Origin of the sequence: Megasphaera micronuciformis F0359 (assembly GCF_000165735.1) — a bacterium.
Classification (GTDB): Bacteria; Bacillota; Negativicutes; order Veillonellales; family Megasphaeraceae; genus Megasphaera; species Megasphaera micronuciformis.
Genome location: NZ_GL538184.1, coordinates 58,371 through 73,504, shown reverse-complemented (window position 1 = coordinate 73,504; position 15,134 = coordinate 58,371). Strand labels below are relative to the sequence as shown.

General features: G+C 46.4%; 11 protein-coding genes. All 11 read left to right on the top strand.

Annotated elements, in window-relative coordinates; translation table 11 throughout:
• Positions 1 to 14 precede the first annotated feature (14 nt).
• The 11 genes from HMPREF9429_RS01490 to HMPREF9429_RS01440 all read left to right on the top strand — a co-directional run bounded on the left by HMPREF9429_RS01490 (position 15) and on the right by HMPREF9429_RS01440 (position 14,904).
• Positions 15 to 1,454, top strand: coding sequence for a glucose-6-phosphate isomerase (locus HMPREF9429_RS01490; protein ID WP_006941106.1), 1,440 nt, complete (start codon positions 15 to 17; stop codon positions 1,452 to 1,454).
• Between the two features lie 10 nt (positions 1,455 to 1,464).
• On the top strand, positions 1,465 to 2,019 hold the full coding sequence (locus HMPREF9429_RS01485) for a hypothetical protein (protein WP_006941105.1): 555 nt from the start codon (positions 1,465 to 1,467) through the stop codon (positions 2,017 to 2,019).
• 10 nt (positions 2,020 to 2,029) lie between these two features.
• Positions 2,030 to 3,148 carry a type II secretion system protein GspD gene (locus HMPREF9429_RS01480; protein ID WP_006941104.1) on the top strand — a complete coding sequence of 373 codons (1,119 nt, stop codon included), beginning with the start codon at positions 2,030 to 2,032 and terminating at the stop codon, positions 3,146 to 3,148.
• A gap of 359 nt (positions 3,149 to 3,507) precedes the next feature.
• Positions 3,508 to 4,455 (top strand): CobW family GTP-binding protein, encoded by a 948-nt coding sequence (locus HMPREF9429_RS01475; RefSeq protein WP_006941103.1) that lies wholly within the window; start codon positions 3,508 to 3,510, stop codon positions 4,453 to 4,455.
• The gene (locus tag HMPREF9429_RS01470; RefSeq protein ID WP_006941102.1) at positions 4,455 to 5,990 is read left to right on the top strand and encodes a permease; all 1,536 of its coding nucleotides are present in this window, start codon (positions 4,455 to 4,457) and stop codon (positions 5,988 to 5,990) included. Before HMPREF9429_RS01475 ends, HMPREF9429_RS01470 begins: the two co-directional genes overlap by 1 nt.
• Positions 5,990 to 6,739 carry a TIGR03943 family putative permease subunit gene (locus HMPREF9429_RS01465; protein WP_006941101.1) on the top strand — a complete coding sequence of 250 codons (750 nt, stop codon included), beginning with the start codon at positions 5,990 to 5,992 and terminating at the stop codon, positions 6,737 to 6,739. Before HMPREF9429_RS01470 ends, HMPREF9429_RS01465 begins: the two co-directional genes overlap by 1 nt.
• A 310-nt stretch (positions 6,740 to 7,049) precedes the next feature.
• Positions 7,050 to 7,673 carry a MotA/TolQ/ExbB proton channel family protein gene (locus HMPREF9429_RS01460; RefSeq protein WP_006941100.1) on the top strand — a complete coding sequence of 208 codons (624 nt, stop codon included), beginning with the start codon at positions 7,050 to 7,052 and terminating at the stop codon, positions 7,671 to 7,673.
• The gene (locus tag HMPREF9429_RS01455) at positions 7,673 to 8,077 is read left to right on the top strand and encodes an ExbD/TolR family protein (RefSeq protein WP_006941099.1); all 405 of its coding nucleotides are present in this window, start codon (positions 7,673 to 7,675) and stop codon (positions 8,075 to 8,077) included. Before HMPREF9429_RS01460 ends, HMPREF9429_RS01455 begins: the two co-directional genes overlap by 1 nt.
• Positions 8,078 to 8,083: 6 nt before the next feature.
• Complete coding sequence (locus tag HMPREF9429_RS01450) at positions 8,084 to 8,869, top strand: TonB family protein (protein WP_006941098.1); 786 nt, start codon at positions 8,084 to 8,086, stop codon at positions 8,867 to 8,869.
• 51 nt (positions 8,870 to 8,920) lie between these two features.
• Positions 8,921 to 9,742, top strand: coding sequence for a pyridoxamine 5'-phosphate oxidase family protein (locus HMPREF9429_RS08820; RefSeq protein ID WP_006941092.1), 822 nt, complete (start codon positions 8,921 to 8,923; stop codon positions 9,740 to 9,742).
• 380 nt (positions 9,743 to 10,122) lie between these two features.
• Positions 10,123 to 14,904, top strand: a complete 4,782-nt coding sequence (locus HMPREF9429_RS01440) for a TonB-dependent receptor domain-containing protein (RefSeq protein ID WP_040773237.1) — start codon at positions 10,123 to 10,125, stop codon at positions 14,902 to 14,904.
• The last annotated feature ends 230 nt before the right edge of the window (positions 14,905 to 15,134 follow it).

The following is a 15,134-nucleotide window of genomic DNA, read 5'->3' as shown; positions in this document are numbered from 1 at the left end:
AGAGGAGTTCTTACATGGCAAAGATTACCTTACCGACCGGATTTGTTTTCGATTTTTCGGGACTGTACGGAGAGAATTATGTTACAAGTGAAGAAGTAGAGGCGTTCAAGCCTGAATGGGAAAAGGGCCATGAAGCCGTTTGCGAAATGCGTCGTACGGGAAAGGCTGCAGGGCATTTATCCAAAGACGGCGGACAGGAACGTGTCCGCTTTTTTCAGCTACCCTTCATAGGTGAAGACAAGATTAATACGCCTGAACGAATTCGGTTTATTGAAGCCTATGCACAATCTTTGCGGCAGCGAGTGGATGCTGTTATATTCTACGGCGTGGGCGGATCGTATTTGGGCGGTAAGGTATTGTTTGATGTTCATTGCGGTGCTGTGTGGAATTTGTTAACATCCGAGGAACGTAGCGGTTACCCGAAGATATTCTTTGCCGGCAATAATGCGGACGGACGGTCCCTTTGCGACCTCAAAGCTTTCTTTATGCGTGAAAAGAAACGAAAGTCCGATTACACAGTAGTACACATTGTCATTTCCAAATCGGGAACGACGATAGAACCCATGGCAGGCTATGTGACAATGGAAGGAGCTCTGCGAAAACTCGGTATTTGTACCGAGACGGCAGTGATTACATCGCCGACTGAAGGAGATGGGGAAACACTTTTGCATAAAACGGCTCGGCAAATGAAGTGGCCTATGTTTTATGTGCCTGACGGTATCGGGGGACGCTTTAGCGTTTTTTCCGAAACGGCCTTATTAGCAGGTGCTATCATAGGCTTTCCTATTCGTGAATTTTTGGCCGGAGCGGCGGCTATGGATGAAGCGTGTCGTACATCTGACATTATGAAAAATCCGGCGTTACTGAATGCCGTATTAAAGTATCTGGCAGCGGTTCATCACGGTAGGACGATTGAAGTATTCATGCCTTATGCAGATGCATTGAAATCCTTGTCGGAATGGTATGTACAGTTGTCTGCCGAATCATTGGGAAAACGCAGAAACCGTCACGGACAGAATGTTTTTTACGGTCGTACGCCTGTCGCTTCGGTAGGGACGACGGATATGCATGCTCAAACGCAGGAACATCAAGACGGACCGCATGACAAGATTGTACAGTTTGTAGTCTTGAAAAAATGGCAAAAAGATGCGGTCATCCCTGAAAGGTATGCTGAAACGGCGGGACTTGAAGATCTGGGCGGGTTAGCATTGAGTGATATTATGACAGCCGCTTGTGCTGCTAACGCGACGGCTTTAGGCGAGGATGATAGGCCTCATGCGGTTTTTGAGTTACCTGAACTTTCAGCCTTTCATTTAGGAGAATTGATGTATATGTTGTGCTTGTCCGTTGCTTATGAAGGAGAGTTGGCCGATGTGGATGCATTTGACCAGCCGGGTGTGGAAATTTACAAGCGCCATTTGCGAAATACCTTGAAAAATCTCAAAAAGAGGTGATTTCCGGGTTATGGTTCATATAGACAAACCAATAATGGATAAAGTTCGGAATCTGTCGATTCACGTAAAAAACAAGTTTCTTCCGTACGGGATTATTCTTCTCGTTGTCGGCGGCATCGGTATTTTTTATGATGACAGGTCGTCCGTGCCTATAAAGGAGGAGGAGAAGCTTGAAGAAGCATCTTCTCCTCCTTTGTGTTCCGCACCGAAGAAAGAAGAAGGAAAGCAAACGGAAGGAACACTGGTATTCAGCACAGCCGGAACCGCACGCCGCAAGCCTTTGCCGGACCTTTTTGTTACAGGGACGGCTCATGAGAGTGAGCAGAAAAAGGAGCCGGCCGGTATGACCGGGAAGGCGAAAGAAGAGCTGAAAAAGCAACCCGTCTTACCGCTTGTCAAAGGGCGTTTTGTCAATGAAGGCGCTTATTTGGTTATTCTGTCATCAACGGCAGATACTCGTGTTTGTGCTGTAGATGAGGAGTTTGACGGATTTCGTATTGTTTATATATCTGCTATATCCGTCATCTTGGAAAAAGAGGGAAGGCAATGGAAAATTAACGGATAGGAGTGGGATAATGAGGAAAAAGGTACTGATTGCCGTGGCTCTTTCTTGCCTTATTTTCGGATCCGGCAAGGGATACTGTGCCGGTAATATTCAAATAAATGCTCATGATGTACCCCTTCGTACGATTCTTGAAGGCTTGGGGCGAAGTGCGGGAATGAACATTTTGATTGACGAATCCGTAAAAGGGAATATTACCGTATATCTGCATAATGTATCAGCTCAAGAAGCTCTACAGTCGGTCATTCACGAAGCGGGCTTGTGCCTTGAAGAAAAAAACGGGATAATTTTAATTGAAGGGGAGGGGGAAGGGCAGAAAACCGTTTCCGAGGCCTTTCCTCTGTCTTATATGAAAGCAGCCGATGCGGCGGAAGTTGCCGGTGTCGCCTTACATCAAGGCAGTGTGATGGCCGTCGGCGGCTCCAATGCGATAGTTATGACCGGCAGGCATAGCGATGTGACGGCAGCTAAGCAGCTTGTACAGGCAGTGGACCGCGCACCTCAACAGGTGGACGTGGAAGCGGAAATTTTGTCTCTTAATAAAGAAGCCGTCAAAGAGTTGGGGATTGATTGGTCCTGGTCGGAAGGCGGAGGCGGTGTGGGGAAACCGCGATTGCCCTATATAGAGGCACGTCTTCATGCCTTTGTTTCCGACGGAAAAGCTTCTATTTTGGCTAAACCTCATATAATGGCGACAAACGGAACAGAGGCCAGGATTTTCATCGGCGATCGAATCCCTGTTGTGACGGAACGTGTAACGGGCGGCGAACGCTATGCGACGACAGAATATAAAGAAGCGGGTATTTTATTACAATATACGCCTTATATACATACTGACGGTACGGTTACGGCTAATATTCACGGAGAGGTAGGCATGCCCGTGTATGTTCGAGATTTAAGGGCTTATCGGGTGGCTACACGACAAGTGGATACGCAGGTACATATCAAGGCGGGAGAGCGCATTGTAATCGGCGGGCTCATAGGCAAAGAGGAAACGGAGAACCTCCGTAAAGTTCCGATATTGGGCGATTTACCGCTTATCGGAAAACTGTTTCGCAGTCGCTATCGCTCGAAAAAAGAAACAGAGGTTATTATCCTTATTAAGTCGGTTATTTTACCGCTTGTCGGTTGACGTCCGGTCGCGACGGTAACGGCCGCAGCGGTTCGGGGCATATTCGAGTACAGAAATCTTTTGCCTGCTTTTCTGATTCCGGCAGCTGTAACCGGTATCTGTATGAGTATCCGGCTGCATGTTTCATCGACTCTACTTATTCTAGCGGTCGCCTATATGGTGATAGGAGCGGTTTATTTGTTGCATTCATCGGCATTTCTCTCCGGAAACTTGTTATGAAAAATGAGAGTATTCGCGCCTATATTCAAGGCGCACATTACAGGAAAAAATGAACAATTATGCATATCGTATCTTGTTTGGGATTAGAGGTGTTCAGTGATAAAATAGGCATGTGAGAATATATCGTTGGAGGCGGTAATGTGATACCTGTGTATATTATTTCGGGATTTTTGGGAAGCGGCAAGACAACGCTTATTCAAAGTCTGTTGAATCGTACGGATGTAAGCAAAGTAGCGGTTATTGAAAATGATTTCGGTGAGGTCAGCTTTGATGCGGCTGTTTTAAAGAGACAAGGCGTACGCCTTGAGGAATTACCGTCAGGTTGTATTTGTTGCACCTTAGTGGGAAACTTCAAAGAATCATTGCGAACCGTATTAAAGGACGGCAGTGCGGAATTAATCGTTATCGAACCGTCCGGAGTCGCAAAACTGTCGGACATAAAAGCCTTGTGCGAGTCGGCGGAATTTGCCGGAAATATCGGACCGCTAGTAACAGTTACCGTCGTTGACGGGTCCATGGCCGTCATGTATGCTGAAAACTTCGGAGAGTTTTTTGTCGATCAATTGCGTGAAGGACAGGTCATTGTGGTCAACCGTACGGATGATAAAGAGGATGAAAGAGAGCTTCGACAGTTATTGCAACAGGAAAACGAAAAAGCACAAATCCTTTTTGAAATTCCCGAAAACTTTGATTTTGCGTCTTTTGCGTCCTTAGCTTCGGGAATAAAGACGCATGGACACTTATGTACTTGCGGATGCGGGCCTGATGGACATGATCACCATTGTCACGAACATGAAGAGCATTGCCACGGGCATGAACATGAAGAAGCCCCGTTTCAAACTCTGACCGTAAGAGTAGATACTTGTCGCACTGAGGCGGAATGGGAAGAAACACTCAAGCGGTCATTGGAAGCGGAGCCGAATATATTGCGCGTGAAGGGCATCGTCAAAGTTCCTTCCGGATATGCAACGGTTCAATATTCGGGGCAGCATATCGATATTAGCGGGACGGTTGAAGCGGATACGGTTATGACTTTTATTGGGACTTCTTTGTCTGAAGAGGACCTTCGTCCTTTGTGGAGCTATTAATGAGACCGGTTAAGTTGTATATTGTCTGCGGTTTTCTGGGAACGGGGAAGACGCGGTGCATTCATGAATTGATGAAGGGATATAAGGGTAAAGTCGCACATATATCGGCGGAGAAGGGAAGGACCGCGTCTTGTGCCGATGATACCTTATATATTTATCCGCATAAAGGAACTACTCTGAAAGGGATGGCCTATGAAATAGCCGCGTTTTGTGAACGTGTAAGACCCGAGGCGGTTTGGCTTGAATGGAACGGAACCGTTCCTATTGAACAGCTCGTTCGATTACTCCAAGATAAGCGTTTGAAAAGCTTGTTTCGACAAGAGTGTATTATTTTTACGACGACACCGCAGAATTGTCGCTATCTTTTGACGTCGCCGGAAACGGCCGTGTACGGACAGATGTCCGAAGCCGAAAAAGTTGTTATATATGCTTCGTCAACAGCGGAATATGAAAAAACGGCAGCATTTTTGAAAAAGATTCACTCCGGCTGCCGTGTTTATTCCGGGGATACACTTAATAAAGACGAAACACGACAACGTATTTTAAAGAGTCGGGGAGGGTACGGCGGAATTCTGACTGTTGCGACATTAATAGCCTTTGCTTCAATCTATGCGTACTTATTGCTTAATACGGACCCGTATTATAATTCAGCACGTAAAGTGCTTACTTTTTGGACAGCCACCTTGTTGCAAGCCTTGCCTTTTTTAACGGCCGGAGTTCTCCTTTCTTCGGCATTGCAACTCTTTGTGCCTGCCAGGTGGATTGAAAAGCTGCTTTGCCGTAGTCACTTTACAGGGGTTCTTACGGCTTTAGTAGCCGCCTTTTGCTTTCCTCTTTGCGATTGCGGGGCCGTCCCTGTTTTTCGAGGCCTCATGGTTCGCAAGGTTCCGGTATCAACGGCACTCACCTTCATGTTGGCCGGTCCTTTAATTAACCCGGTTGTTCTCGTTTCAACATATGTCGCCTTCGCCGGTAACGAAGCTGTTTTTTGGTGGCGAACCTTGGGGGGGATGGCGACGGTCTTTGTTATAAGCGTTACCTTTTTTGCTTATAAGCCTGAAGAAACGATGCCTGTCGGAACCGTGCCGACGGCGGCATGTCGGCGCTTCGGTGAAAGAGAAAAGGAAAAGCGTTTCTTGCGCTATACGGATCACGGTAGAGGCGACTTTTTCAGAGTGATTCCTTACGTATGTGCCGGGGCTTTCATTTCAGCCGTTTTTCAGGTATATGGCGGGACCTTTTCAGCGACTGTCGGTGATTTGGGACTCCTCGTCATTCCTTGCATGATGGCGGCGGCTTTTTTCATGTCTGTTTGCTCGACTGCTGATGCGGTTATTGCCAGAAACTTTTCCGCCTTTGTGCCGACGGCGGGGATTATAGGGTTCCTTATTTTCGGGCCTATGGCGGATTTAAAAAATTACTTACTGATGCGAGCTTATTTTTCATCCTCCTTTGTGTATCGCCTCATAACGACGATTTTTATTGTCACGGCATTTACAGCAGCCATGTATGTTCTTGTGACTAAGGGGGTATAATGATGAAGACTTTGTTTTCTCGTCGTGCCGCTTGCAGTGAAGGAACGGCATTGATGGTTGTAGCGGCTTTGTTGATATCCTTAATAGTGACCAAACGCAGCGAATCATACATGAATCCCGTACTGGTCCCTTTTGTAGTGGCGACGGCTACCGTGTTCTTGTTTTGGGGCTTCAGTCGTATTTTGAGAGCGACCTTTACGCGTACTCGTTCCTATGCGGCAGCGGCTACACTCGGCATGATTGCCGTCTTGCTCGCCGGACCGGCTGTATTCGGTATCTTGCCTGAATCTCCTGCCGATCGACTGGAACAAAATGAAGGCGGTGAAGTCACGCCTTTCGGCATTGATTTTGAACATATACAAGGCGACGGTATTGACGATAATAAACGCCAAGTGGTTATCGGTTCGAATAATTGGTATACCACAATATTTAAACTGACAAAGTACGTTGACAAGTATGCAGGCTATGAAGTGTATATTACGGGATTTGTATCTTTTTATGACGACAGTTTAAAGCGACCGGATTTTACCATATCTAGATATTTAATGATTTGCTGTGTCAATGACATGTCTCCCTTCGGACTGCCCTGTATACTTTCGGACGGGCAAGAATACGGTGAATATCGGTGGATTGCCGTTAAAGGGAAACTTGAAGTAGGCGATTATCACGGCATGAAGAGGCCTGTACTAAAGGTAGAAGAAATCAGACAGGCCGCCAAGACGGTTGTATATGTGTATCCGTATAGATAGACGGGCTGTTTTTGAGTAGCCTTTAAAAATAGAAATAGTTGAAAGAAAGAGGCATAGGAAGTACGGACGCCTCTTTCTTTTTGTTACAGGAATTTCTCAATCTCTTTTAGAGAGTATTTGAATATGCAAAGTGTGTTAGAATATAATACGAGTCATTCGCAATTTGCTGACTGAACGGATTATTTACTGTCCGAACGGAGTAGAAAAGGAAGACTTTCTTTGATAAGATAATCACATATCATTGATGTTGACTATCAAAATTATTCAAAGTCCCGTATAGATACAGGACGGACAAGGAGTGTAGTAAAAGATGGATAAGATTTATGCGGCAATACAGTTATTGGAAAGCGGCGGACCCGTAATGATTCCGCTTTTTATATTGTCGGTCATTACAATAGCCATTGCTATTGAACGCGGTATTTATTACAAGCGAAATCGGAAAAAGTCTCAATCTTTCTTCTCACATATTGAAGGGGCTGCCAAAAGCGGTGACTGGAAGGTGGCTGAAGAAGTTTGCGAACACTCTCAGACCGCTATTTCTCGAATTATTGCGGCAGGCCTTCAAGACGCCTCGACAGAAGAATCCATGAAATCCGCTTTTTCGGAACAAATGGCTCTGGAATCGGCAGCGTTTCAACGGTATCTCGATTACCTCAGCGCCATTGTTACAGTAGCACCGCTTCTGGGTTTGTTGGGGACGGTAACCGGTATGATTACGACTTTCAGTGTACTTGACGGAGGTATGGGTGCTTCCGCTATTACCGGCGGTGTCGGCGAAGCTCTCGTGGCAACGGCAACGGGCCTTTGTGTAGCTATTATTGCCTTTGCTGTCTATACTTTCTTTACACATCAATTGGATACGATTGTTTCCGATACGGAACGCTTATGCATTACAGTCGTCATGGGGAAAAAGAAAAGTTGGGGGCGTAACTGATGTTTAAGAACTACAAGTCCAAAAGAACTCCGCAGTTCATGATTATCCCGATGATTGATATTATCTTCTTTTTGCTGGTATTCTTTATGATGAACAGCATGCAGACGGTGGCACAGAAGGCTTTGGCCGTTCAACTGCCGCAGGCATCGAATGCACAGACTCCGACGCAAATGCCGGTTATTATTACGCTTGATGAAGAAGGGCATATTACGATGGATAATAAGCCTGTGACTATTGATGAAGCATCGCAGATCATGACCCAAAGAATGGCGGAAAACTCGAATGCAGCCGTAATTTTACAGGCAGACAAACGTACCGCTCACGGACAAGTTGTAGCCGTCATGGACATGTTGAAAACGGCAGGTGTACGACGGTTGGCGGTAGCGGCGGAACAGAAGGGATAGAGGTATATGAGAGACTATATAAGAGCAAAATCCTTTGCCTTGTCAATTGTCGTCAATCTCCTCCTTGTTCTCGTCGTAGCGCTCTTTATCGTACCTAAAATCATTATGGATCGGGAGGAAGAGCAGTTTTATGTAGTCGACCTACAGTCCGACTGGTCACCTGACAGTGAAGGCGGTCATTCCGGCGGCGGTGGAGGCGGAAATCTTTTTCCCGACAAGTTGAGTGAAGCGGATATGGCGAAACGTGTTAACCAGGTCGTTCAGTCGCAGTCCGTGTTTGCCCAGCCGGTTGAAAATGCGGGAGAAGACAGTGTTAACGTCCCCGCTGCGTCGTCAGAAGGCGATCGCGATATGAGTTCCAGTACGACCGGTGGCGGCGTCAGCGGTAACGGGCCCGGAACGGGCGGCGGCAGCGGCGGCGGTAATGGCGGCGGCACCGGCTCGGGAAACGGTAACGGCAACGGATACGGTGAAGGTACGGGTAGCGGAAGCGGAACGGGAGAAGCTCCGCGAGCACCTTTCGACTACGAGGGATTTAGGGCGGCTGTAGAAGCGAACAAATCCTATCCGCCTATGCTTATGAAACGGAATATTGAAGGAACGGCGACTATCGGTGCCACTATTTTACCGGACGGTACCGTAACGGATGTAGTGGTTCTCGGTGCGAGCGACGGTCAGTTTGGCTCGGCGGCGGCAGCGGCAGCAAGAGCCGTCGGTCATTACCCCAACCCGACAGGAGAAACGGTAGAAACACAGACGACCGTGCGATTTGAAATTACGGACGGAGAATAATAAAAAGGGATGTAACATGAGGTTACATCCCTTTTTGATAAGGAGGATATTATGAATACGCTGATAGTATATGATAGAGAAAAGAATCACGGTCCGGCAGTAATAATCGGCTCTATAGTATCAATGAGTGCCTACGCCGGATTGAAGGACGAAATAAATGATAAGGCATACGGACGACTTATTGTGGTAGCGGATAAAGACAATTTTAAGGAAACGGCCAAAATCAGGAATCGATTTGCAGGAAAAAATATTGTCTTATGTCCGGTGCAAACGGAAGCAGATGAGGGAACAAACGTTGAAATCCGTGCGGATGAACGAGTTATGCTGTTAAAAAAAGAGTCGCTTACAGATGATGCTGTAGCCGTAGGGGAGCGCTTGGCTGATGAGGCAGATGCGACTAAAATGCCGCCTCGCGAAGAACGGTTTTGCGAAGTCGTCGGCCAATTTTTGCGGACTCATGATACGGGAGTCTTGGCTACGGGAGAAGAGAATAAGATGCGTGCGACACCTATTGAATATGTCATATATGACGGTGCCTTTTATTGTTTCAGTGAAGGCGGGCACAAATTTTCATATATGTGGAAAAATAAGAGGGCATCATTTGCCGTCAATGATCCTTTTAAGGGATTGCCTACCTTAGCCGGTGTACAGGCCACCGGACGAGTCGGGATTTTGTTGCCGGGACAGGAAGTTTACGAGAAAGTATGTGACCTTAAGGGCATTTCGGCACAGACAATTGAAAAGATGCCCGTTGTCTTACATCTCATAGAACTCCGCCCCGAACAATTGACCTTCCTGTGGGGACCTTTCATAAAGGAAGGTCTTCCCGTAAAACAAATATATGTCGGCGATATGAAAAAAATATTGAAATAAATACCTTAACGGAGCTTAATTTGTCCAAATGGAGTTGAAATGAAAATCATTATTCTGTAATCTAAAGGTGCAAGCCGAGTCCCCAATCGGCATATACTTATAGACGACTGCGTGATACTACACCTTCCGCAGCCTGTCCACAAGGACAAAAAGCCCTTGCCGACAATAAATCGGCAAGGACTTTTTGTTTGAAGGCCGTAAACGTACTGTATCATTAGGGTCTAGCATAGATAATACGATAATGTTACAGAAATATTAATATAATCGATGTCTGTTCGGATTATTTTTGGTACGAACGGAGTAGAATCGTCAAGAGTTTAGATGATAAAATTAAGAAAAATTATCATGACATAAATATAAAGAAAAGAGGATTGCAGTATATGAAAAAGGTAACCGGGCGCACCCGCCGCATACAATCATATATGATGTTATCTTTGGCGATTGCAGCATGGTTGGCTATGCCCGTATATGCAGACGGAAACGGTCGTGTTGTTACTCGAGATATTATCGTACAGGCTACAAGAGCGGAAGAAGAAGCTAAGTATGAAAGCCAGCAGACGTCGATTATAACAAGCAAAGAAATTGAAAAAAAGCAGGCAAAGTCTGTTGAAGATGTCATCTTCCAAGAAACGGGAGTTTCGCGAACGGTTGACGCTATGGGGCGTGTGGGTGTTTCCATTCGCGGTGCCGAACCTCGACATACGCTCATCCTGGTAGACGGGCAACGGGTTATGGGTGACTTGGCCAAGTATTACGGGGCCAGTGATGAAGTGACACGGCTGGGGACTGAAAATGTAGACCACATTGAAGTCATTCAAGGGGCTGCCAGTGCTAAATACGGTGCCGATGCCATCGGCGGGGTCATCAATGTAGTGACCAAAAAGGCGAAAAAGAAGCCGACGATTCAGATTAATGCCGAAGGTCGGCGAGTTCGCGGAGAGGGTGACATATTCCCGTACCAAAATGTCTTCTTCCGTGCCGACTCGGGAGAAATGGGTAAATTACGACTCGGCCTTTACGGAAGTAAACGAGATATTATGCCGGTTTATGCTGCACGAGGACGATCCAGCTCGGCTATGCAGACCAAGGTTACCAACTTCGAGAAGAATTCCCTCCGCTTTTACGGAACGGCTTCCGATACAGGTTTTACGGGGACGTATAAATTCGATGACAAAAACTCTCTCGATTTTCGTGCCGACAGATACAATGAAAACCTCGACCGTTATATGAAACACAGTGACAGCATGATGGAACCGCAGCAACATTTTAAGCGGAATATGGATAGAGATACGTACGGTTTTACATGGACGGGAAATAACGGTGGCAAAACCAATTGGTCCGTTGACGCCAATTACTCGCGCACGAGAGAAGATGACGTTACGGTCAGCAGCTATTACGGCAAGTCGTCCTATGAAGGGAAGAACCAGCTTGAGTATGTAGATGACGTGGATCATCGACAATTGAGCATATCGGCCAATGCGTCGACACAGGTCAACGATAAGCATCTTCTTTCCTACGGCTTCGGCTTTTCGAAAGAAGACGGATCGGGAAGTCGCTTGAAGAGCGCTCCACATGTAACCTTGAAGCGGATTGATCCGTGGGATTATGATAAGAGCCTCTTCGTCATCTCCAAAGAAAGTCCTCTCGTTTCGGGGCAAAGCGGGGAAGTAGCTTCTAACGTCCATGCTTATGAAATATTGCGTGACGAAAACGGTATTCCCTACTGGAACAATGCGGCAGAATGGTATAACTATGATCGCAATGACCCGACAAGTCAAAAAGCCGATTTTACGTATACGGACTATAAACAATACTTCCCTAACGGTGCTTCACTGGTTTCTTATGATAACTTACCGGCGGCCGTCAAGGCAAAGGCCGATGCTTTTGCCGCCAAAATTCTGGCGGAAAATGCATCTAAGTTTGCCCCTTATCCTCCCTTTTACCATAATATGTTGGCTATTGAAAGCTATTACAATTCTCAAGCCAATATCCAGGGCGTTACATTTAACGGCAAGCGGTTTAAAGAAGCCTTTAAGGATCGCAACAACATGGTCTATGTAGGTAAGGCATCCATTAATAAACAGTACCTGGTCTTACAGGATATGTGGCAGGTGGACAAAGATACCATTGTTACTCCGTCTTTGCGTCTTGATAAGAGCGACCTCTTCGGGGCCCACTTAACGGCTAACCTGGGGCTTACAAAAAATGTAGGCGGCAATGTACACCGTCGTTTTAAGGCCAATATCGGTACGGGTTACACGGAACCGGGCATGGGTGAACTGTACTATAATTGGGAAATGTACAGCAGCAGTCCGGTGGGCTCCGATACGGCTCGGTTGGGTTGGTACTTTATCGGCAACCCTGATTTAAAGCCGGAAAAGTCTCTTAACTTCGACATCGGATATGAAACGGAAAATGCCAAGACGAATACGCGTTTCAATCTCTTTCATAACCGTATAAAGGACTATATGTCCATTTACTTTACAGGCGCCTTAATGGATTTCCACCCGGAACTTACAACTGAATCCTTATGGGGGGCTTCCAAATTCCTCTATGCTCCCGATATGATTTACAGCTTTAAGAATATCGGCAAGGCTGAAATAACGGGGTTGGAATTTGAAGTAAAGCAGCGATTTAATAAGCACTGGAATGCTAAATTGGGATATACGTGGCTCCATGCAATCAATAAGACAGACCCCAACATGCCGCGGCAGCTCTTGGATAAACCTGTTCACAAAATCGATGTCGGCATCAATTATGAAAATGAAAAAAGCGGTTGGAGCGGAAGTCTTTGGGCCGACTACTATATCAATATGCTGGACAGCAACTCTATTGCCAATAACGGCAACTACATGGAGTCTTATATTGCTCCCGACAGTCAGCACTCGGTTATTAACTACCACTTTGCCGAACGGGGAAAACAGACGTATCAAAAGAAGACTTACGGCATTTGGAATTTAATGGTTCAAAAGAAGTTCAGAAATGATGCCATGATGTACTTCGGCATTGATAATATTTTTGCTCATCGCGATGATGACAGAGCTTTACAGGACCGTGTGTATCGTTTCGGAGTAAATTTGAAATTCGGTCAGCACTACAAGGCCGACGGTGAAGACCGGGCCGGGACGGATACGGGCAAGGCGGATCATGCGGCTGGAAACAGTGCAACAGCTGTAGAAACTGACGGAAAGAAAGCGGTCACAAGTGAATCTGTGAAGTTATCGAACTTTATACAGGCTCCCTTTGATACGACGCGTGAAAAGGGTGTCGATTTCATAGGTGATTACAGAGCTCGGTGGAATGCCCATGACGGATCGGAACGGCCGGCAGCCAGAACAACTTTTGACTCTCGTGTCGGCAGTGCCGAAAAGAATTTGCGTGATAACGATGAACACGGTTTTGAACAACGTATTCGTGTCGGAGTGGATGCGAGAATCGATGATAAGACCAACGTCAAAGCCGTTGCCAGCGCATCCGGTATGACGGGTGTGGATACGTCGTACGATATGTCTGAAAGCAAAGGCTTCAATCATGCTCGCCTCGATACCTTTGATGTCACCCGACATGCCGCAAAATGGGACTATTCACTGGGTCGTCTGAATGAACGGATGGGTGTAACCGGGTACTGGTTCGGCAAGGAATACGACGGAGCTCGCGCTGTCAGAACGGATGGAAAATCTCAGTTGCGATTAGGCTTCGGCAGTTTTAAGAACAGTACGGGCATCAGTGATTCCCCGTATACTCATGTCGTAAGAGAAAACTATATGCGGGTACCGACGATTGATGAATTCATCGGCCTTATTTCTAATGACGTGGGTATCAGTTTTAACGGTGAAAAACAGGTTGCAAATGCTCCCGATACGATTAATTTCTATCAACAATTGGAACGTGCCAAGGCGTCCGGAGCGTCGACGGAAGAATTGTTGGGCATTATGCGCCATATGTACGATATTGCTAAGGCGACGTACGGTAATTATTTAGATGAAGCCGTATTGTCGGAAGCAAAGTTTGAAATTCGTCAGCCCGACGGCGTGACGGTTACGTATACGGACGATAACGGTGACGAACATACGAAGACCTTAACTTATGCGCCGTCTATGTATTATTCGGGTGCTAAGAAATTTTACATTCCTTATAATGACGGCAGTCCCTTACAAGGACGATCCTTCTTCGACAGCTGGTGGGATGCTCATAAGAGTGAAATTGAAAGTAACTACGTAGAAGAAGGGTTTGCGGCTCTTTCGTTTGAAGACGGTATTGAGGCGGAAGATGTAACCGTCGATATGGATGCATTGAAGGAACAAATTTACAGAAACGATTTCGTATCACCGTCGTCGACGGATAGCCTCTTTGCAAGTCAGGGCATGCCCTATGTCATTAATGAATATTTCAGCGCCGTAGCGAAACGAATTCAAGAAACGGACGGCGGCAGTCAGTTGCCGCGTGAAGCCTTTAAGAATACAATCGGCGAAATCATCCCCGCCTTTACGGGCGTACTCGTAAAAGATGATGTCCCGGCGTTGAAGCGAGCGGCTTTCATACAGTATAAACATGAAATTACGCCGACTGTCGGTGTATCAGCTTGGTACTTACGCTCCTTCGGCGATTCGTATAAGACTGACAGGGCGACGGGAACGGTCAATGAAAAGCATGAATTTTCGACATTGGCCAATGTTTTCGGCATAGGCGCAGCTTGGCAAATCGGCAAAGACGTATCTCTTTCCTTCGATTACGGGCAGAATCGAACCAAGTTCGGGCGATTCCTGAACGGTCATACGACATACGAACATGCTTATGCTTCGCCGGTATTCAATATCACCGGATATCAGGCAGGCGGAACCCCTCATTTCTGGACTGTTCGTTTCGATATGGGCAAGGCCGATACCAAGGTGCCCGGAAGTTGGAATGCCTTCGCGGATTACAAGTATTTTGAACACGGCTCCTTCTTCGGCGGTAACGGAACGGAAGGAGTACCGGATCGTTACATGGACGGTATTCGCAGCTTTACTTTCGGTGCCGGATATGTGCCTCGTAAAGATTTACTTATTGAAGCTTTCTACACCTTTGATGCCAAAGGAACGGGCAAACGAGATACATTGTACGGGCCGGAAAACTTCCGACTCGGCAATTACACTCGTATACAGGCAACGTATAAATTCTAGTGTTTTTGAAAAGTCGGCACTTCGGTGCCGGCTTTTTTTGTGAGAATATTATGGGAATCTTAGAAAGAGAGCTTGGCCGGAATGAACGGTACGATGTAAAAATTTTTGTCGAAACGGATTATTTATGAACTGAACGGAGTAGAAGGCGTATCCATACCCTAGTATCATAAAGATAACGATATTCAAAATACCAAAGAGCATGGAAGGACATCATGTCCGACCGGGGAGGT

Excerpts from the sequence above, each read along its gene's own strand:
- HMPREF9429_RS01450 (WP_006941098.1), top strand. The coding sequence starts at position 8,084 with ATGAGAGACTATATAAGAGCAAAATCCTTTGCCTTGTCAATTGTCGTC.
- HMPREF9429_RS01470 (WP_006941102.1), top strand. The coding sequence starts at position 4,455 with ATGAGACCGGTTAAGTTGTATATTGTCTGCGGTTTTCTGGGAACGGGG.
- HMPREF9429_RS01455 (WP_006941099.1), top strand. The coding sequence starts at position 7,673 with ATGTTTAAGAACTACAAGTCCAAAAGAACTCCGCAGTTCATGATTATC.
- HMPREF9429_RS01480 (WP_006941104.1), top strand. The coding sequence starts at position 2,030 with ATGAGGAAAAAGGTACTGATTGCCGTGGCTCTTTCTTGCCTTATTTTC.
- HMPREF9429_RS01465 (WP_006941101.1), top strand. The coding sequence starts at position 5,990 with ATGATGAAGACTTTGTTTTCTCGTCGTGCCGCTTGCAGTGAAGGAACG.
- HMPREF9429_RS08820 (WP_006941092.1), top strand. The coding sequence starts at position 8,921 with ATGAATACGCTGATAGTATATGATAGAGAAAAGAATCACGGTCCGGCA.
- HMPREF9429_RS01485 (WP_006941105.1), top strand. The coding sequence starts at position 1,465 with ATGGTTCATATAGACAAACCAATAATGGATAAAGTTCGGAATCTGTCG.
- HMPREF9429_RS01460 (WP_006941100.1), top strand. The coding sequence starts at position 7,050 with ATGGATAAGATTTATGCGGCAATACAGTTATTGGAAAGCGGCGGACCC.
- HMPREF9429_RS01490 (WP_006941106.1), top strand. The coding sequence starts at position 15 with ATGGCAAAGATTACCTTACCGACCGGATTTGTTTTCGATTTTTCGGGA.
- HMPREF9429_RS01440 (WP_040773237.1), top strand. The coding sequence starts at position 10,123 with ATGAAAAAGGTAACCGGGCGCACCCGCCGCATACAATCATATATGATG.